This window comes from Crassaminicella profunda, assembly GCF_019884785.1.
GTDB classification, from domain to species: domain Bacteria; phylum Bacillota; class Clostridia; order Peptostreptococcales; family Thermotaleaceae; genus Crassaminicella; species Crassaminicella profunda.
In genome coordinates this window covers 522,573-541,176 of record NZ_CP082326.1, presented here as the reverse complement: position 1 = coordinate 541,176, position 18,604 = coordinate 522,573, and the positions used below count along the sequence as shown (strand labels likewise).

The following is an 18,604-nucleotide window of genomic DNA, read 5'->3' as shown; positions in this document are numbered from 1 at the left end:
AAAAATGTTTAGACATATATCTCTAAATTGTCTAAACATTTTTATTTGAATATTCTTATTCAGTTTTTCATCCTATCTCTATTCTATTCCTTCCATTCTCTTTTGCTTGATACAAAGCTTCATCAGCATACTTTACTAAATCTATAGAATTTTCTCCTTGCCATTTTCTAATTCCTATACTAACTGTAACCCTTAAGCTTTCAATAAAAAATATCTCATCTGCAATACGCTCTTTGATTCTATTAGCTATTTTCAAGCCTTCCTCTAACTGCGTATTAGGTAAAATAACGATAAACTCTTCCCCCCCATATCGTCCTGCTGTATCCCCTTCTCTTATATTATCAGAAATAATATGGGCTGTAGATTTTAATACCTCATCCCCCACTTGATGGCCATAAGTATCGTTCACTCTTTTAAATTTATCTAAATCTGCCATCATTACGATTAAAGGTGATTTTTCTTTTATTGATTGCTGGATTGCTTTTTCTAATTTTTCACATGCTGTTTGATGATTGTCTAACTGGGTTAAACTGTCTGTTGTTGCTAATTTTCTTAATTCCTTGGTTCTTTCTTGGACCTTTTTTTCTAAAGCTTTATTCATCTCTTCTAATTTTTCTTTGTATAGCTCCCTTTGATTAATATTGAATACAAGGTATATTGCCCAAACCACTATAATGGTAGCAATGATTCCTGCTATTATAATAATATTAAGATATTTATCAGCATTTTCTAAAACTTCTCTTTTGGTTTGAGTAAATATAATATACCACTTGTTCATAATATTTTCTGCTGGAATATCTACATCTGTACAAATATAAAACTTTTTTTCTTTCAAAAGATTAGCTTCAAAATAATTATTTCCCTTTGCTATTTTACCTAAAATTTCTTTCCCGATGTATTTAAATTTTTTACTATTATAAAGAATCATTTCTCTATCTGGATGGGCTATAGCAATGCCTCGATCATCAATCAAAAACATATAACCTGTATTTTCAAAATTTACATTGTCTACAAACGCTTTTGTAAAATACTCAATTTGAGGAGAAATAATTGCAACGCCTATAATTTCTGAATCATATCTAACGGGTGCACTAATTACAAAAATTGGGTTTTTCCTTAAGATACTTGGATAAATATCACTTACAAAATAATCCTTTCCCTTAAAGATTTCACTTATATAGGAATAGTCCATTCCACCTTTTCCAATGGTTTTTCCATTAACTGTATCTATTAAAAATTCTCCATGATTAATTTTTACCACTTTACCATTTACATTCTTTGTAATTTGTTTTTCTAGTTTTATACTCAAAGGCAAGTTTTCATAATATGGATAAAGATCATGTATATGCTGTAAAAATTCCTGGGCTTGATTAACCATTTCCTCATTTTCAGGAAATCTACAAGCGTTAATAATTCGTTGATCTTTTGCAATCATCTTAGTAACTTTTATTTGATCCTCCACCCAATGGGTCAAGGCCTTGGTAGTTTGAGAAGTAATCTTATCTCCTATTTCATAAAATCTATTCTCATAACTCCTCTTTATTTGTATATAGAAAAAAACATTAAACAATAAGAATGAACTAATTATAATGATAATGATTTGAAGTACATATTTTCTTCTTTTATATAGCATAATATTCACCTCCACAATCATACACCCTATTATTGAATATTCTATAAATTTCACCAAAATTCCTGCAATTATTACAATAATTTACTATTATTATACGATCCCTTATATTGACCATCACATTCATCTTATGTAAATTATAGTTGATTCGCTCCATGTTTTGATTAAAAAATAAAAAAAGATATTTCCCCCCTTACGAAGTACTCTATCTTTCTATATCAACCTTTTCTTTTTTTCATCATGATCCAGCATGAACATCTGTTTTTTTCAAATATCCTATTAAAGCAATCAAAAAAATAACAAACATTCCTGTTAAAATAATTCCCGCCTTGATACAAACTAATTTAGGATCATCTGCATCCTCTCTAAAAATATACGCTGTTGGAATACTCCATGGAAAAATATCTATATATTTTGAATTGATGACTACTATATTTGTAATCACCCCACTAATTCCTAATACAATAGGAGGGATGACATTTTTACCGATTACCCCTAACAGGGCACCTACAGGAGATAATGCAAAAAACATGATACCAATTAATAATTGTTTTTTGATCGTGTTTATAAGTAAGCTTCCTGCTAATGGTTCTTTAATCACCATCATGCCTCCAGCCAATAAAGATCCATAATTTATGATTAAAGTAATATAAATCATAATAAGAATCACCACTAATTTTGCAAAAATAAATTTAGATTTATCTACTGGATAAGTATATAAGGTATTTACTGTATTTTCCGTATACTCTCTTGAAAATACATATCCTGAAATTAATGAGAACAAAGCAACCCCCATAATCAAAGTCATGAATACAAAATTATTTTTAAAGGCACCTTCCCAATGAACTTGGTAACTCTTTGAATTTTCTATAATAACCATCAAATTCAACAAACTTGGAAGAATGCCTCCAATAGGCAATAACCACATAATTTTCGCTCTTTTTAACTTTAAAACTTCTGTATATAGTAGATTAAACACACCCCTCACCTCCAGTAACTTTTAAGAAGTAATCCTCTAAGCTATCTTTCATTAATCCAATCTCGCTCACATTCACATTGTTTTGTATCAAAATTCGATTGATTTTTTCAATATCAGAGAGTTTTTCGTAAACTCTTAAAATATTTTTTTCAATAACCATATAATCAGAAATGCCTAGTTTTTCTTCAAAAAGCATAGCTGCTTTTTTATCATCACTTACCTTTATTTTTATATAATGTCTATTTTTATCTTGAAGGGTATCAAAATCAATCTCTTCTACTAATCTTCCCTCATGAATAATACCAATAGTAGTAGCCATTTGCTGTATCTCACTTAAATTGTGACTAGATATTAAAACCGTTATATTCTTTTTACTAGATAACGCTAATACAAGCTCTCTTATTTCCTTTATGCCAATAGGATCAAGTCCATTGGTAGGTTCATCTAAAATAAGTAGCTCTGGATGATGAAGTAACGCTCTTGCAATGCCTAGTCTTTGTTTCATTCCTAAAGAAAATTCCTTGACTTTTCTATTTTTTGCCTGAAGTATTCCAGATACTTCTAAAGATTCATCTATACATTTTTTCCCTGGTACACCCATAAGTCTTCTATGTATTTCTAAATTTTCTTCAGCTGTTAAATTGGGGTAAAAACCCGGAAATTCTATGATAGATCCAATTCTTTCTAAGTATTGATTTTTCTTTGAAGTAATGTTTTCTCCAAAGATTTCAATACTCCCACCGGTTGGCTTTACAAGTCCCATAATCATCCTAATAGTAGTTGTTTTTCCTGCTCCATTTTCTCCTAAAAATCCATATATTTCTCCTTTTTTTATATGGATATTTAGGTTGTCTACGGCTTTTTTATTTTTATACTGCTTCGTTAGATTTACCGTTTTTAATACATATTCCATATACATCCCTTCCTTCTGATTATAGGATATCCCATAAAACTTACATAGCTTTAACATTAATCTTACAAATTTCTTAAATCATATTTTACTCTACTAAAGGAAGGATAAATGAAAATCCTGTTTTTTTATTAGGTATACTACTTACATGGATTGTTCCATGATGCTTTTCTATAAGCTTCTTTACGATAGTAAGCCCTAGCCCATTCCCTTGAAGATGGGTATTTCTTGACTCCTCTAGGGTATATAATCGTTCAAATATATGATGAATCTCATTTTGGGGAATTCCTTTTCCATTGTCCCAAACAGTGACCCTTACAAATTTATTTTCTTTTTTTACTGTGATTCCTATTTGCCCTCCATCTTTTCCGTATTTTAAGGCATTGGATAAAAGATTATTGATGATCCGATGAATACTTTTTTCATCTCCTAATATAAATAGCTTTTCATCGGGTAAGTATATTTCTGGGATAATACTAACTTTCGTAAAATCTTCATAAAATGTAAGTATACTCATTCTTATTAATTCACAAATATTTAATTTTTTAAAACTTAACAAAGCATCATTCGATTCAATTTTTGATAATGCAAAAAAATCTTCTAAAAGTACATGCAGAAGCTTTCCCTTTGAATAAACAACCTCTATATATTTTTCTTTTTCTTCTAACCTTAAAGTAGCATCATTTTTTATAGCTTCTATATATCCTAAAAGAGAAGTGAGAGGAGTTCTTAGATCATGAGAAATATTTGAAATAATTTTTTTCCTTGATTCTTCTACTTTTTTATATTCAATAAGTATTTTTTGAAATTTATTCACCAGTACATTCATATTTTCACATAATCTTTTCATATTTTTATTATTTGTATTTAGTCTTATTCTTTGATTAAAATTCCCTTTTTCTATCTGCATCAATACTTCATTAATTTTGTTGATTTGTTTATTTTGCTTAAAAAGTACTAAGCTTAAAAGAATACAGATGGTACTTAAAATCAAAATAATTCCCTTAGTCATTTTTTATTTCTCCAAGCTTATAGCCTATGCCCCAAACCGTCACAATGATTTTAGGATTTGAAGGATTTTCTTCTATTTTTGATCTTAATCTTCTTATATGTACCATCACTGTATTTTCATCTCCCATATAATCTTCTTCCCAAACAGATTTAAATATTTGTTGTTTTGTAAACACTCTATTAGAATTCTTAAAAAAAAGCTTTAATATTTCAAACTCTTTCCTTGTAAGAGCAAGGTTTTCTCCTTTTTTTCTGGCTTCATAATTATTTACATCTAAAGAAATATCCCCATAAGTAATTCTTTCTTCTTTTGCTATATTCGATTCTTTAAAATAAAAACTTCTCCGAATAGTTGAATCTACTCTTGCTAATAGCTCTGCTGTAGAAAATGGCTTTGTCATATAATCATCTGCTCCCATCCTAAGTCCTAGGATTTTATCTATCTCCTCATCCTTTGCAGATAATATAATAATAGGGACTATACTTTCTCCTCTTATTCTTCTCATAACTTCTATCCCATCTATTTTAGGAAGCATAAGATCTAGTAGAATCATATGATAATTTTTTTCTTTATATTTAAGTAACGCCTCTTCTCCATCAAGGGCTGTATCTACCCTATATCCTGCTTTTTTTAAAGTCGTACAAATAAGATGATTGATAGCTTCATCATCTTCCACCACTAAAATATTTATAAGCTCCATACTTTTCTCCTCCTTAAAAAAAACTTTCTCCTCTATGGTATATCCTTTTACGATTACAAAAGGATCTACATATTTTACCATATTATTCAATAATTAATCATCTCTAAAATGAATCCTTCTTAATTTTCTTTCCATAATTTTCTCATGAATTCTAGAAAATTTCATCTATCCAATTTCTAGCAAAGGCTTATTATTCGGGAATTCATTAACATTATCTATTAAAATAGATAAAAACACTTGTTGAAATATGTAGAATTATAGTGTATAATCCATAAATGTAAACATTTTATAATTAAATACAAAAATTGTTCACTTGTATAAATTTAGCAATATGGGCTAAATGTTTCTACCAACTACCGTAAATAGTTTTGGCTATAAGTGTTTTTTTGTCATCCCTATGACTTTCTAACACCTTATCCTATTTATTCATAAGGTGTTTTGTTTTTTATTCAATAAAAAACACATAGCTGTAAGCTACATAAATTATTTTAAATAAGAAAGGAAGAGATGAATCATGAAAAAAAGAATTTTAGCATTTATTTTAGCAACTTTAATGAGTTTCACACTTGTAAGCTTTGCAAACCCAAAGGAAAAAGAAAATCCTCAACCTTCTCCTAGACCCATCATCATTCAAGGAGCTATGGATGTAGAAACAGAAAACTTAGTAGCACAATTACAAAATGTTGAAAAAATCACTTACGGCGGTTGGTTATTTTTTAAAGGAACCGTTGATAATTACCCTGTAGTCGTTACAAAAACAGAAATAGGTATGACAAATGCTGCTGCATCTACCCTATTAGCTATTGAAAAGTTTAATCCTTTAGCTATTATTAATCAAGGAACTTCTGGAGGACATGATCCTGCTTTACATCGTTATGATATTGTCATCGGTAAAAAAAGTGTAAATTTTGGTTCTTTCAGATCTGAACATAGTGACTACAACAAAGGAATTCATGCAGAAAACTGGATTCCAATGGATATCAATGTAAGTGTCAATGGTGAAATAAAAGAATTAAAAGATTTCGAAGGAAATACTACACTCATTGAAACTGCAAAAAGTGTAATGAATACTTATAAAAAAGGAAAAGTAGTAGAAGGAGTTATTGGTTCTGCTGATCAATGGAACCGTGAACTAGATCGCATCAAATGGATTCATGAAAAGTATGCTACATCTGTAGAAGAGATGGAAACTGCTTCAGCTGCTCAAATTGCAAAAACATATAAAGTTCCTTTCCTAGGAATAAGAATATTATCTAATAGTGAAATTCACGATGAAGGTTATGATCGTAATTCAGGAGAATACTGTCAAGATTTTGTTCTAAAAGTAACAAAAAAATTAATTCAACAAGCTAGACAGAATAAAGATTTTCTTCAATATAAAGATGAATCTACTAACAATACTACGATTCAATAATCCATAAAAAAAACACCTAAAATTAGGTGTTTTTTATTTTTCAAAATATATCTTTTCATTTTCTAAATATGAAGAATTTCCTTTACAGTATCTTTCATAGCATCTTTTTCACACTTTATATCATGTAAAATAGGTTTTTTATCTAAATTTTTTATAGGTTCTGGAATGCTAAGACCTGTATTTTTAGATAACATTTCAATCAACTTAAATTCATTTTTTTCTTTAGTAGATGCTACTACCCCTTTGATCACACTTTTTGTAAACTTATAAGGGCTTGCTGTAGATACGATGACTGTTTTCGTTTCATCCTTTGACTCTTCCTTATATTGTTCATATACTTTATAAGCAACTGCTGTATGAGTATCTAGTACATACTTTGATTCATCGTATACTGTCTGAATAGTTGCTATCGTTTCTTCTTCTGTAGTAAATCCTCCATAAAAACCTTGTAAGTTTTCTTTCATGTTAGGAGTAATGGTATATTTTTTTGTTTCCCCATCTAATTGATTCATAAGGGTGTTGACTACATCTTCATCATGATCACTCAATTCATATAATAATCTTTCTAAGTTGCTTGAAATCAATATGTCCATAGATGGAGAGTTTGTCATGAAAAATTCTCTATTAATATCATATACCCCTGTATTTAAGAAATCATACAATACATTATTTTTATTAGATGCACAAATCAGTTTATGAATAGGTAGTCCCATTTTCTTCGCATAATAACCTGCTAAGATATTCCCAAAATTTCCTGTAGGGACAACAAAATTGATCTTTTCTCCTGATTTTATATCTCCTCTTTTTAATAATTCAATATATGTGTATACATAATAAACAACTTGAGGCACTAATCTTCCTATATTGATAGAATTAGCAGAAGAAAAGACAAACCCATGATTCTCCATTTCTTTTCCTAATCCATCATCATTAAATATTTTTTTCACACCACTTTGAGCATCATCAAAATTTCCTTTTATGGCTACTACATGGGTATTTTCCCCTTCTTGTGTAATCATTTGTCTTTTTTGAATTTCACTTACCCCATTATCTGGGTAGAATACGATAATTTCTGTCTGGTCTACATCAGAGAACCCTTCTAGCGCAGCTTTTCCTGTATCTCCTGAAGTTGCTGCAAGGATTACTACTTTTTTATCTTCTCCTAACTTTTTTGCAGCCTTTGTGAGTAAATGTGGAAGTATAGACAATGCCATATCTTTAAAGGCTAATGTTTTTCCATGATAAAGTTCTAGAAAATATGCATCACCAGCCTTTACAATAGGTGCGATTTCCTTTGTTTCAAACTTTTCATCATAAGCCTTCTCTATAGCATCCTTTAAATCTTCGTCGCTAAAATCACCTAAGAATTTTTTAAGAATATAAAAAGCTACTTCTTTATAATCCATATAAATCATTTCTTCTAGTTTTTTATCAATCTTAGGGAATGTATCAGGTACAAATAGCCCCTTATCCTTTGCAATTCCTTTTAATATAGCTTCTGCTGATGATTTACTTTCTTTGTTTCCTCTTGTACTTTTATATTTTATAACCATATCTTCAGCTCCTCATACTTTTCTATTTAAATTATAGTATACCAAATAATGTAGTTAACGTCTCGTGCAAATTTTAAAATTGCGAAATTTTCAACTTTTATCTTGGTAGCCTCCTATATTTATCAAATCTTCATACAAATTGGGCATATTTTACTATTTCCTATCCTTTAGCTTTACAATATCTTGAATTCTTTATATAATCACCTAGGTAATTTGATACATTTACAGATAATATTTACATTTGAAAATCAAGGAGGAAAAAGATGAGTATTATTTTAGGATTATTATCATTATTTGTTAGTATTGCACTGCCTGTATTAATTTTATTTTTCATAGGATATGAAGCATTACATTTTTCAATATTTTTTATCATTCCTATAGGGGCATTAATTATAGGCTATATATGTGGATATGGCTATTACAAGGGTTTATTTAAATCAAATACCTATATCACAGGTAAACACTATTTTATCGGATTAATTCTTTCACTTATTTGTATTTTGGGAGTAGAGTATTCTAGTTATGTGATTACTTGCATAGACCCTCAGACAAATGCAATTGTTTATTCTCTAGATGGAGATCATGTAAGCAACTACTATACAGACGAATATGGACAATTGGATTTTTTAACCTATAAGAAATACATGATTGAAACTACACCTGTTTCATTTAGTTATAAGAACAAATCTCTTGGAGATGTTTCCAATCCCATTGTAGGATGGATATTTACCATGATCGATTATTTAGGAGTTATAGTAGGATGTCTATTTGTAGGTAGTACCCAAAAAGATCATCCATATTGTCACACCTGTAAATTGTATAAAAAAGAAAAAGAGATTTTCAATTTCCCTAAAATGGCTGGAGAAGGATTTTTTACCCAATTAGAAAACAGTTTGTCTAAAGATGATCATCAAGAAGCATTTAATGCTTTATTAGAAAGTGTTTCTCTAAATCCATCTTTAGAGAAAAATGAACATTTTTTATGTAAATTGATCTATTGTGATCAATGTAAAACAGCTTCACTAAAATTTGAACTTCATGAATTCAATAGTAAAAATAAATTAGAAATCAATAGTGATTTTGATTTTATCGTTGACGTAGATTATGAATCTTTAATGAATTTTATTCATAGAACTGCTATAGCATAGTATTTGCAATATATATAAAAAAAGCTTAGGGTCTCCCCTAAGCTTTTTTTATATAATGATTTCATCAATATCTGTTGTAACGATTCTTGCAGAATCAATACCTGTCAATACGCCACTATTTGTTTCAAAGACGTTTTTATCAATGATTGTCTGCATAGCTGCCTCTACCTGCTCCTTTGAAATATCCTCTTTGGCATTGTCTACAGACATTTTAGTTGTTTTCCCTCCTTCATTTTTAAAAATCATTTCTAATCTCTTTGTTGACAATAAAATCACCTCCTTTCATTTATTTTTTACCTTTATGCTTCTACGATTTCTTTTTCATCTAGCCTTTGAACCTCTAATGCTTTGCTATTCTGTAGTCCTATCAAGGTAGTTGCTACATCATAGATATCTTGATCATTTGCAGCTGGCTTGATGTTTGAATAGGACTTGCTTCTCCTTTTCTCCTTTCCTTTTTCATCTACTCCATTGCTAAAGGTAATCTTTACCTTAGAAGGACCTAATTTTGCACTTACTGCCATGTTTATCACCTCCTTTCACTTATATAGATGAGAATTTTTATAAAAGTTTAGTACATAAAAAATAAATTTTTTTAAAAAAATAAGACCCATTGGGCCTTTCTGTAAAAATCAAACAATTATTCAAGACTAATAAAGCCTTTAGAACTAGAATACTGATTATTTCAATGATATTTATTTCTATTCATCCCCCTTATACATATCTTAAATACGTTCTTAACATTTCAAAAATAATCCTAATATTTCCTCTAAACAAAAGGGAAAACTCTACTGCAAATAAATACCCACATTCTTCACATAAACCCTTTACTTCTTCACATCTACCACATATATATCTTTTATAATCTTCTGATACAATACATTGATAACAAGGTCTTTCCCAATTATTTTCTAGATATATGTCTAAAGCACTATATAGATTAAAAATAGGGTATCCTTCTTTGATCATTTTTTTTATCGTGTTTACTGATTCTTTTTTATTTTCCTTTGTTAAGCTAAGATATTCTGTTCCTTCATAAGGAGTATGAAAATTAAAGGATATAGATTGTATATGAGGATGATTCTTTGCAAGCTTACTTACATCTTCTATTTCTTTGTAATTCAATTTGTTAATTGCCATATAGATACAAATATTAGAATTCTTGGCTTTCTCTAAGTTTTCCATTATTTTGTCATACGTATCTCCCCGAATAAGATTATGTGTTTCTTTTTTTCCATCTAGACTTAAAAAAATCACATCCGCCTCAGGAAGATCTAAATCAATCGTTCCATTTGTAACAATATTGATAATATAAAAACCTATTTTTCTTGCTACTTTGATTAAATCCTTAACATTTTTCCCTTGATCCTCCCAAAGTAAGGTCTCTCCCCCACAAAAGAATAATATTCGAATACCCTCATCATAAAAACTTTCCATTTCTTTTAAAATACTTTCATAAGAATACATCTTTTTCTGGATATTATTCACTGCACAATGCTTACAGCTTAAATTACAATCATCTGTTAGAATAATTGTACCTAATATTGGCTTTTTTTGTTTTAAAAATATGCTTTTCACACCAAACCAAGATAAATAAAAAAAATCTTTACTCTTCATTTTCTCACCCTCTATATCTTTATTTCTTCAATCCATGCTTCTTCCATAGACCTTTGCCATAGATAATTTAAATAATGAATAGAATATTGTTTTTCCACATAATGATAAATAAATCTTCCCAAATCTGTTAAAATCACTTTCCCATTTTTCTCTTTTCCCAATGAAAAAAGCTTTAATACTATAAATAATAACTGAAACTCTTTTTTCATATCCTTCCCAAATAATTCATAAAATCTTTTTTGATGAATCTCTCCATCATAACATCTCCAAAAGAGCCAAAATATCATTGTTTCACGATCTGTCATGGTGTTGACTATATTGATAGGCAATCTTTCTTCCTCTAATGCACTTATATAAGCATCTATATTAAAAGTATTCATGTAAAAGTAATTCCCAAAATGAGAGCTTGCTCCCCCTCCAAAACCTACAAAGCTTTCCCTTGTTACAGAGGTATATCTATTTTTTGTTTTTTTTCCATAGGTCCATATGGAAGTTCTTTCGTATCCATAATCTTTAGAGATTGTATCAATCATTTGAAGAATTTTTTTCTCTTCCCATTCATTAAATCTCGTAAGCCCTTTTTGTTTGATCCTCCTACTTAAATGGGTCATTGGAAAAACAATCAATGGATAAATAGACAACTGATCTATTTCATAAGCATAAACTTTTTCTAGATCCCTTTGGATGTCCTTATATGTTTGTCCTGGAATATTTGTCATTATATCTATATCTACACATTGAAACTCAAAGGATTTTATCAACGTAATGGCTTTATGGATTTCATTCTCTGTGTACGCTCTTCCTAAAAATTTCAATTTTTCATCATCAAATGTCTGTACCCCTAGACTAATTAGATTAATTTTCATTTCCTTTAATTTACTAAGAAGCTCTTCATTCACCGCTGTTGGATAAATTTCAATCCCAATATCTCCATGAAAATCATAATTATCTTTAACAACATCCAAAATATCTTCAAGTTCCTTGATCAAAAGAGTAGGAGTTCCTCCACCTATATAAATAGAAGTAATTTTTTTACCCTGTAGTTTTTCTTTATATAAATGGATTTCTTTTATCAATGCTTCTTTATACTCTTGTGCCTTATTTTTTTCATACAATACTTTATTATAAGGACAATAAGGGCAAATGCTTTTACAAAATGGAATATGAATATAAATACCTATTTCATTATTCATAGAATCAAAATCAATATTTCCCTCTTCATATCTTTTAAATAAAAATTTTTCCTTTTTCTTTAAAATCATTCTTCTTAATAAATTTGTAACCATGTCTACCCTCCACTTTTCCTTTTTTAACTCTATCCTCTCACCTTAAATTCTACAGTGTAATTTTACACTATTATGGTCGTTTTGTAAATGTTCAATTTTCAAATCATCTACCTTTACTTGAAATCATTCACTATAAAAATGATAATGCCACAATCTATTTCGATCGTGGCATTGAATATTCATTTACATAATAACTGTTCTATTTTCTTTGTATATGCTTATTTTTTTACATTTTATATACTTCGGACAATATTTTACATCTCAACTTAAAATATATTGTTTACTTCTTTTATCTTTCTTTGATTACATTTAAAAAGTCTTTCAAATCATTTCTCTCTATATAAACATCTGGTTTCACATATTTTTGCATAATATTTGTTTCTCTTACATTCCAGTAATGGCTGACAACAAAAACCATAATCTTTCTTTTTTTATCTTCAAACACATGCTGTCCTACCCCTTTTCCAAAAGTATTTCTTCCTATTATAATAACATTTTTTAGATACGTTTTTAGTCCTAATGTCAACAGTTCAGAGGCACTAGCTGAGTTTTCATTGACCAAGATATATATTTTTTTAAAAGATACCTGGGATGCATCTGAATAATAATTATAATTATAACCATCCCTAAATATAAGGGTACTTGTTACACATTTAGGGAGTAATGCATCTAGAATATCATTTGCACTTTTTGTATCTCCACCATAGTTTTCTCGCAAGTCTATGATAAGGGTTTTATTTTTTGTATCTTTTATTTTATCTAAAATTTCTATAGCTCTATTCCCTGTATTTGAGCTAAAGTTTTTAATCCTCATATAACATAAATCCTTATCATAGCTTTTGTATGCTATATCATCCTCTTCACTCTCTATGAAGGAATCATAGTCTTTCCCAGCTATTACAAAGGTAAATATATCATCTGGTATTTTCACTTTTGAGATTACTTGAGCTATTTCTCTTCCTGAAATATTATTTTTGTCTAAATAGGTTGATAATTTTTTATCTAAATCTTGTGATTGCTCCTTATATAAGTAGTTATCAGAAAAGAAAGTTTTGATCTGCTTACCAATAGTTTCTTGTTTTTTCTCTAATAAATCTTTTATATGTAGTGCCTCACTATTTTCTGAATTGATTTTAAGACTTTTTTCAACATATACTTTTGCATTTTCATAATCCTCAAGGATTAAGTAGGCATAGGCAATACTCGATAAAATTTCATCATTATCTGGTTTTAAATCTAATGATTTTTTATATTCCTTTATTGCCTCATGACACTGATCTAATTCTAAATAAGATTCTCCCATAAACCATGGAATGTTATAAACTGATTGAAATTTAACCTCTGATGCCTTACCAAATTCAATACATTTTGAATATCTTTTTCCAGTATACAATGCATATAATTTGTTGATATATGCATTTTCATAGTTTGGATCAAGTTTGATGGCTTCATCAAAATATTTTATAGATTCCATGTAAGCAGTCTTATCTATATATACATTTCCAATGGCATTATATAAAGTAGATGAATCTTTATTGATCTTTAAGGCTTTTTCACCATATTCTAATGCTTTATCATATTGATTTAAAGCACTATAATTATAAATAACCCATGTATATAAATCAACATTTTTAGGATATTTCTTTATAAGCTTTGTAAAATAATCAAGAGATTTATTATAGTGTTCATCTTTATAATAAAATCTTCCTAAATCTATTTGTGCATCTAAATGCTCTGGAAATTTCTTAGCAGCCTCTTCATAAAAGCTTTTGATAGTTTCATAGTCACTTGTCAACTTAAGTACAAGTCCTTTAACCTTACATGCATCATAGTTATCTTTATTTTCATTGATTAATTTATTCGCATAATTTAAAGCCTTCTCTTCTTCATTCAAATATAGATGACAATAGATTTTATATTTAGCTATCTCAAAATCATCCTTTTCAGATTCAAGATATTGATTGAATTCTTCTAATGCCTCTTTATATTTTTCATTTTCAAAATAGATCTTTCCTTTTCCAAAATGGGCATATATACTATCACAATTCTTTTTTAGAGCTTCATCATAATTTTTGAATGCTTCTTCATATCTACTCAGCTCAAAGAGGGCATCAGCTTTATTAATATATTCTTCTTCATCGTTTGGAAGTACTAAAAGGGCTAATTCTATATATTCTAAGCTTTTCTCATATTCTCCAAGTTCTGTATATGCCCAACTTAAATTATTTAAAGGTGCATCAAATACCTCTTTTTCTTTTTTTAGGTTTTTAGTAAGCTTTTCAAAATCTTTATCATACCACTCAAAACAATTTAAAGACTTGTTGAAATATTCGATAGCTTCCTCTACTTTTTCCTCATCCATTAATGCAAGACCCTTGTCATTGTATTCATAAGCCTTGCTATTTTCCTCTTGCGTTGCATCCCCACAAGAAGTTAACAAAAGAGTATATAATATACAAAAGCTGATGATCATCATTTTTTTTAATTTCATGGAAATACTCCTTTTTTGATTATTCACCATTATATTACAATTCCAGCCTATAAATATCCTATAGCAATAGACTATTTATGGCTGGAATAATGATTTTTGACACAAAATTATATTTTTCTTTTTTTTGTTCGTATAAAATTAGGCGTTAGATATTTGGATAAATTTTATTATTTACTATTAAGCTTAAATGAATCAAAGAATTTATTGATGCTTTCTTTATTCTCTTCTTCCTTGTCAGTAGCTATATTCATCTGATACAATCTATTTCCTACAAGATAAATCTTTTGATGTGCTTTAACGCTACGTCCATCTTTTTCTAAGTCATATGTTAAATCTTTACCAGGATATTCACCTAAAGTAACATCAGTGACCTTCTGATTTTTACCATTAACATTTGCCACTGCACCATTACATGCACCCACTAATAGATCATCTGCTTTTGCTTGTTTAATAAGTTCTTCAGGATAATCATTATACATACAAATATATGCTATATCTTCTTTTTCAACTATGTACATATGTAAATCTATATTTCCAAGTGGTGTTTGAAGGGTTTGTACCTCATCTTTTGGTTCTTCTGGAAAATCTACACTAAACCCGCCATCTTCACAATTAAATGTTACAAAAGTTTCTTCTGCTTTTACTCCACCACAGCCCATTAACATACTGCTTAATAAACATACTAGTACAAACATTGACATTACTTTTTTCATAAAACAAACCTCCAATTATTCATAATCGTTTTACACATATCCTCTTCTTTGCCTAACATTATAAATAAACACCATCTATTCAAAAGGAATACTGCAATATTCAAACATATACATAATATTACCTGTGAATTAAGTCTTAAAAAACTCAATCACAGGCATCATTATTTCTACGCAAATATTCCTATAAGACATAAATCCTTTATTTCTCTATCTCATACAAAAATCTTCCATGTGAAATAATTTACAATAATAAGTTATTATACTAATTCATACAACATTTTACATCCGCAGACAATTATATACATATATAGTCAATTTTTCAACGCGAAAAGTGTCAAATAGTCCAAAAGTACCAATTCAGAAATAAATATACAATATTTATCATCATAAACCATTGGTTCATTTAAAGTATGTAAGTAGCATCTTGAAGGTTTTGTTCTAATAGACTTTATCAAAGAACCATCATTCATATCAAAGATATGTAATTCTTCATTGCCTGTAAAAATATAAAGCTTACCATTATTAATGACTGGCTTACTTACATCATCACTATCAATATGATAATGAGCCAATGCTTTTAAAAAATTACAAATCAATGCAAAATAATTAATTATTGAAGTTTTTATACTCTAAAAAAATTGTTCTTCAAATTTTAAGATTCTCCAACAACTCTTTCTCTAATACCTTGAGATATAATAAAGTACTATTCTTTCTCTAGTCCTTTTATATAAGCATCTATATGTATTTTAAAACTATCAAAAAAAATAATGCCACGATCAAAATAGATCATGACATTAAAAGTTCATCTACTAAATACCCCTGTTATTTTATTTTTATATGCTTATCTTTGCTACATTTTATATACTTTGGACAATATTTTACATCCCCACTTAAAATATATTGTTTACAACCTTTTTCACAAGTCATACATTTAGCAGCTATTTTTAGATTTTCCATCTATTATCCCCCCTAGGTTGTCCATACCCTTTTTGTCATATTAACATAAGCAATTTAAAAAATATGTAAAAACCCCTTGTAAAGATATGACGAATCTATTCATACCCCATAATCAATCCGTCTCTACCTCATAAATTCCAACAACTTCCCCTACATACCTTAATTGTCCTTCTTTTACAAAAAAATCATCATAATTTTTTTCACTATTTAAAGATATTAGCCGATAATTTCCCTTTTCATACACAATTTTTTTACATGTGGTTCCAAAATCATATTGATCTCCTAGGGTAACAATCCCTATAATCCCACTTTTAAAATTTGAACTGGTTTTTACAAGTACAACGCTCTCATCATCTATTCCTATATCCTTCATACTGTCCCCTCTTATTTTTACAGCAATAACATTTTTGCCTTTTGCATACCTTTTAGGTACAACAATATTTTCCTCAAATCTTTCTTGCGTACTTAAGGGACTTCCTGCTGCACTATAACTTACAACAGGTAAAATGACCCCATCCTTTGAGCGTTCGTATATATTTACACGAATAATAGGTATTTTTATATCTTTCGAAAATGGTAAATCACACATATTACACCATCCTTTGACCCTTACCAATCTATTTAATTATATTATTATACTAATTTCTAGGCTATTTCACAAATTCCTTTAAACCCCAAAAAAAATACTACCCTTTTGGTAGCATTCTTTATTTTTTTAACTGAAAATTTTCCCAAACCTTTTCTTTATAATAATTATATTCATACCAATGATCATAAGATTCATTGAGCTTTTTCACCTGTTTGTTTATAGCCCTTATAGCACTTATTTGAACTTTTGGATCTTTTACTTCTGTTAATTTTACTATTTCGTCTACTGCATCATAAGATAAGCTTTCAAGATACGCTATATCAATTTTATGATTCACATGGTACCTTTCAATATTATTCTTAGCAATGATTTTATCTACATTGATAAAATTAAGACCTATATAAACACTCATAGCTGCAACCATTGTCAATTTTAGAACAGGCACACGCTTAATCCATACACCTAATAGAGCTATCGCAAGGAGTATAAAAATGAGCAACATAAATGATTGCACAAATAATCTCAGTCTTGTATAACCAAATGCCTTTTCATAAAGATTCATTTTATAGTTTGCTGAAAACAACATATTTGAGGTAAATAAAATGAGTAAACTATAGGATAAATTGGCTATTTTATTAATTTTTATATTTTCCTTTTTACAAAATTTCATACTTGTTAGCACAATGGTCAAGTTGATGAGTGTAACAAAAATAAGTTCAAAAAATCCTTTTCTAGCATAAGCTGAATACGAGAGTCCTTGTGGAAGCTGAGTAGCCCCTCCATAAAGGTATGAAAATTGGATGATGGTAAATAATAGATACACTATATTGATCATAAAGATGATTGTAATAATGGTTACAGGTTCCCACTGTATACCTTTTTGATTCGTAAGATTTCCATCTTCAATATTTTCATATTGGAAACTCCATAAAAATCCAAACATATACTTGGCTACAAGAATAATAATGAGCATATGTGCCATAAAATTACCTATCTCTAAATTTGTAAATCCATTTCCCATATCTTCTATATAAAATTCAAATACCCCATCTGCTGATGCCAAAAGACCTATAATAATTAATAAGAGTGGCAAAGAAATCAATATTCCCTTTAAAATATTTTTTTGTGTTACACTTAAGTTAGATTCTTTTCTTGTATGTAAGATATCCTTTGTAAATGGAAAAATCTTCAACATGCCTTCAATTGCATCAGGTACTACTCTATCAAATATTTTTTGAAAAAATAACAATTTGATTTCTTTTATGTTTTCATATCTTATGGTAAATAAATAACATGTCATTAGTAAAACTAATGCCATGGTATTGATCATTCTTAAAACCTCATTATTGTAAATAAAATAAGATATAGATAGGAAAACAATAGGTACTAAAAATATATAGCTTAATTTCTTTTTTATTTGACTATTTGGATAAATCCAAAGGGCAACACCTATAACAGCCATACTAAAAATACTTGCTGAAACCCCAATGCTTTCCCAAACGAAAAAGTAATTAAAAAGTATTCCTATAAAAAGTGCTGCACCCATCACTTTTAATTTTTCACCAACTGATTTACTCTCATCTACCGCCTTTTTATCATTCATCC

The 18,604-nt window shown here is 28.9% G+C and carries 17 protein-coding genes and 1 riboswitch; of the genes, 2 read left to right on the top strand and 15 right to left on the bottom strand.

Translation table 11 applies throughout. The features are described from left to right. Window positions 1–67: 67 nt before the first annotated feature. From K7H06_RS02250 to K7H06_RS02230, 5 genes are all read right to left on the bottom strand, one after another. Entirely contained in the window at window positions 68–1,633 is a 1,566-nt protein-coding gene (locus tag K7H06_RS02250) for a sensor domain-containing diguanylate cyclase (RefSeq protein WP_223038363.1), read from the bottom strand. Between the two features lie 235 nt (window positions 1,634–1,868). Further along, window positions 1,869–2,609, bottom strand: coding sequence for an ABC transporter permease (locus K7H06_RS02245; protein WP_223038362.1), 741 nt, complete (start codon window positions 2,607–2,609; stop codon window positions 1,869–1,871). Beyond that, window positions 2,602–3,522: an ABC transporter ATP-binding protein gene (locus tag K7H06_RS02240; protein ID WP_223038361.1), complete on the bottom strand. Its 921-nt coding sequence runs from the start codon at window positions 3,520–3,522 to the stop codon at window positions 2,602–2,604. The genes K7H06_RS02245 and K7H06_RS02240 overlap by 8 nt, the downstream gene beginning before the upstream one ends. 85 nt (window positions 3,523–3,607) lie before the next feature. Then, on the bottom strand, window positions 3,608–4,531 hold the full coding sequence (locus K7H06_RS02235; RefSeq protein ID WP_223038360.1) for a sensor histidine kinase: 924 nt from the start codon (window positions 4,529–4,531) through the stop codon (window positions 3,608–3,610). Next, on the bottom strand, window positions 4,524–5,231 hold the full coding sequence (locus tag K7H06_RS02230; protein WP_223038359.1) for a response regulator transcription factor: 708 nt from the start codon (window positions 5,229–5,231) through the stop codon (window positions 4,524–4,526). Before K7H06_RS02230 ends, K7H06_RS02235 begins: the two co-directional genes overlap by 8 nt. Window positions 5,232–5,524: 293 nt before the next feature. Further along, window positions 5,525–5,626, top strand: a riboswitch (purine riboswitch). Between the two features lie 119 nt (window positions 5,627–5,745). Here K7H06_RS02230 and K7H06_RS02225 point away from each other — a divergent pair. Then, entirely contained in the window at window positions 5,746–6,645 is a 900-nt protein-coding gene (locus tag K7H06_RS02225; RefSeq protein ID WP_223038358.1) for a 5'-methylthioadenosine/S-adenosylhomocysteine nucleosidase, read from the top strand. A 62-nt stretch (window positions 6,646–6,707) separates the two neighbouring features. Here the strand turns inward: K7H06_RS02225 and thrC are convergent, their stop codons facing one another. Continuing rightward, window positions 6,708–8,192: a threonine synthase gene (gene thrC / locus K7H06_RS02220; RefSeq protein ID WP_223039908.1), complete on the bottom strand. Its 1,485-nt coding sequence runs from the start codon at window positions 8,190–8,192 to the stop codon at window positions 6,708–6,710. Between the two features lie 269 nt (window positions 8,193–8,461). Here thrC and K7H06_RS02215 point away from each other — a divergent pair, with 269 nt between their 5' ends. Next, window positions 8,462–9,346 (top strand): hypothetical protein, encoded by an 885-nt coding sequence (locus tag K7H06_RS02215; protein ID WP_223038357.1) that lies wholly within the window; start codon window positions 8,462–8,464, stop codon window positions 9,344–9,346. Between the two features lie 48 nt (window positions 9,347–9,394). On the opposite strand, the gene K7H06_RS02210 is transcribed toward K7H06_RS02215, so the two are convergent. The 9 genes from K7H06_RS02210 to K7H06_RS02175 form a co-directional block, all read right to left on the bottom strand. After that, a complete protein-coding gene (locus K7H06_RS02210; RefSeq protein ID WP_223038356.1) occupies window positions 9,395–9,613 on the bottom strand; it encodes a DUF2922 domain-containing protein in 219 nt (72 codons plus the stop codon). A gap of 32 nt (window positions 9,614–9,645) precedes the next feature. Beyond that, window positions 9,646–9,870 (bottom strand): DUF1659 domain-containing protein, encoded by a 225-nt coding sequence (locus tag K7H06_RS02205; protein WP_223038355.1) that lies wholly within the window; start codon window positions 9,868–9,870, stop codon window positions 9,646–9,648. A 190-nt stretch (window positions 9,871–10,060) separates the two neighbouring features. After that, window positions 10,061–10,963: a radical SAM protein gene (locus tag K7H06_RS02200; RefSeq protein ID WP_223038354.1), complete on the bottom strand. Its 903-nt coding sequence runs from the start codon at window positions 10,961–10,963 to the stop codon at window positions 10,061–10,063. 11 nt (window positions 10,964–10,974) lie between these two features. Continuing rightward, the gene (locus tag K7H06_RS02195) at window positions 10,975–12,249 is read right to left on the bottom strand and encodes a coproporphyrinogen-III oxidase family protein (protein ID WP_223038353.1); all 1,275 of its coding nucleotides are present in this window, start codon (window positions 12,247–12,249) and stop codon (window positions 10,975–10,977) included. Window positions 12,250–12,538: 289 nt separating this feature from the next. Continuing rightward, window positions 12,539–14,740, bottom strand: coding sequence for a S41 family peptidase (locus K7H06_RS02190; protein ID WP_223038352.1), 2,202 nt, complete (start codon window positions 14,738–14,740; stop codon window positions 12,539–12,541). A 167-nt stretch (window positions 14,741–14,907) separates the two neighbouring features. Next, the gene (locus K7H06_RS02185) at window positions 14,908–15,453 is read right to left on the bottom strand and encodes a hypothetical protein (RefSeq protein WP_223038351.1); all 546 of its coding nucleotides are present in this window, start codon (window positions 15,451–15,453) and stop codon (window positions 14,908–14,910) included. Between the two features lie 822 nt (window positions 15,454–16,275). Beyond that, window positions 16,276–16,410, bottom strand: coding sequence for a hypothetical protein (locus tag K7H06_RS21290; RefSeq protein WP_281426029.1), 135 nt, complete (start codon window positions 16,408–16,410; stop codon window positions 16,276–16,278). Window positions 16,411–16,522: 112 nt separating this feature from the next. Beyond that, the gene (locus tag K7H06_RS02180; protein WP_223038350.1) at window positions 16,523–16,999 is read right to left on the bottom strand and encodes a LexA family protein; all 477 of its coding nucleotides are present in this window, start codon (window positions 16,997–16,999) and stop codon (window positions 16,523–16,525) included. A 118-nt stretch (window positions 17,000–17,117) separates the two neighbouring features. After that, entirely contained in the window at window positions 17,118–18,602 is a 1,485-nt protein-coding gene (locus tag K7H06_RS02175; protein ID WP_223038349.1) for a DUF4153 domain-containing protein, read from the bottom strand. Between the last annotated feature and the right edge of the window lie 2 nt (window positions 18,603–18,604).

Excerpts from the sequence above, each read along its gene's own strand:
- K7H06_RS02235 (WP_223038360.1), bottom strand. The coding sequence starts at position 4,531 with ATGACTAAGGGAATTATTTTGATTTTAAGTACCATCTGTATTCTTTTA.
- K7H06_RS02180 (WP_223038350.1), bottom strand. The coding sequence starts at position 16,999 with ATGTGTGATTTACCATTTTCGAAAGATATAAAAATACCTATTATTCGT.
- K7H06_RS02195 (WP_223038353.1), bottom strand. The coding sequence starts at position 12,249 with ATGGTTACAAATTTATTAAGAAGAATGATTTTAAAGAAAAAGGAAAAA.
- K7H06_RS02185 (WP_223038351.1), bottom strand. The coding sequence starts at position 15,453 with ATGAAAAAAGTAATGTCAATGTTTGTACTAGTATGTTTATTAAGCAGT.
- K7H06_RS02250 (WP_223038363.1), bottom strand. The coding sequence starts at position 1,633 with ATGCTATATAAAAGAAGAAAATATGTACTTCAAATCATTATCATTATA.
- K7H06_RS02240 (WP_223038361.1), bottom strand. The coding sequence starts at position 3,522 with ATGGAATATGTATTAAAAACGGTAAATCTAACGAAGCAGTATAAAAAT.
- K7H06_RS02230 (WP_223038359.1), bottom strand. The coding sequence starts at position 5,231 with ATGGAGCTTATAAATATTTTAGTGGTGGAAGATGATGAAGCTATCAAT.
- K7H06_RS02190 (WP_223038352.1), bottom strand. The coding sequence starts at position 14,740 with ATGAAATTAAAAAAAATGATGATCATCAGCTTTTGTATATTATATACT.
- K7H06_RS02175 (WP_223038349.1), bottom strand. The coding sequence starts at position 18,602 with ATGAATGATAAAAAGGCGGTAGATGAGAGTAAATCAGTTGGTGAAAAA.
- K7H06_RS02200 (WP_223038354.1), bottom strand. The coding sequence starts at position 10,963 with ATGAAGAGTAAAGATTTTTTTTATTTATCTTGGTTTGGTGTGAAAAGC.
- K7H06_RS02205 (WP_223038355.1), bottom strand. The coding sequence starts at position 9,870 with ATGGCAGTAAGTGCAAAATTAGGTCCTTCTAAGGTAAAGATTACCTTT.
- K7H06_RS02225 (WP_223038358.1), top strand. The coding sequence starts at position 5,746 with ATGAAAAAAAGAATTTTAGCATTTATTTTAGCAACTTTAATGAGTTTC.
- K7H06_RS02215 (WP_223038357.1), top strand. The coding sequence starts at position 8,462 with ATGAGTATTATTTTAGGATTATTATCATTATTTGTTAGTATTGCACTG.
- K7H06_RS21290 (WP_281426029.1), bottom strand. The coding sequence starts at position 16,410 with ATGGAAAATCTAAAAATAGCTGCTAAATGTATGACTTGTGAAAAAGGT.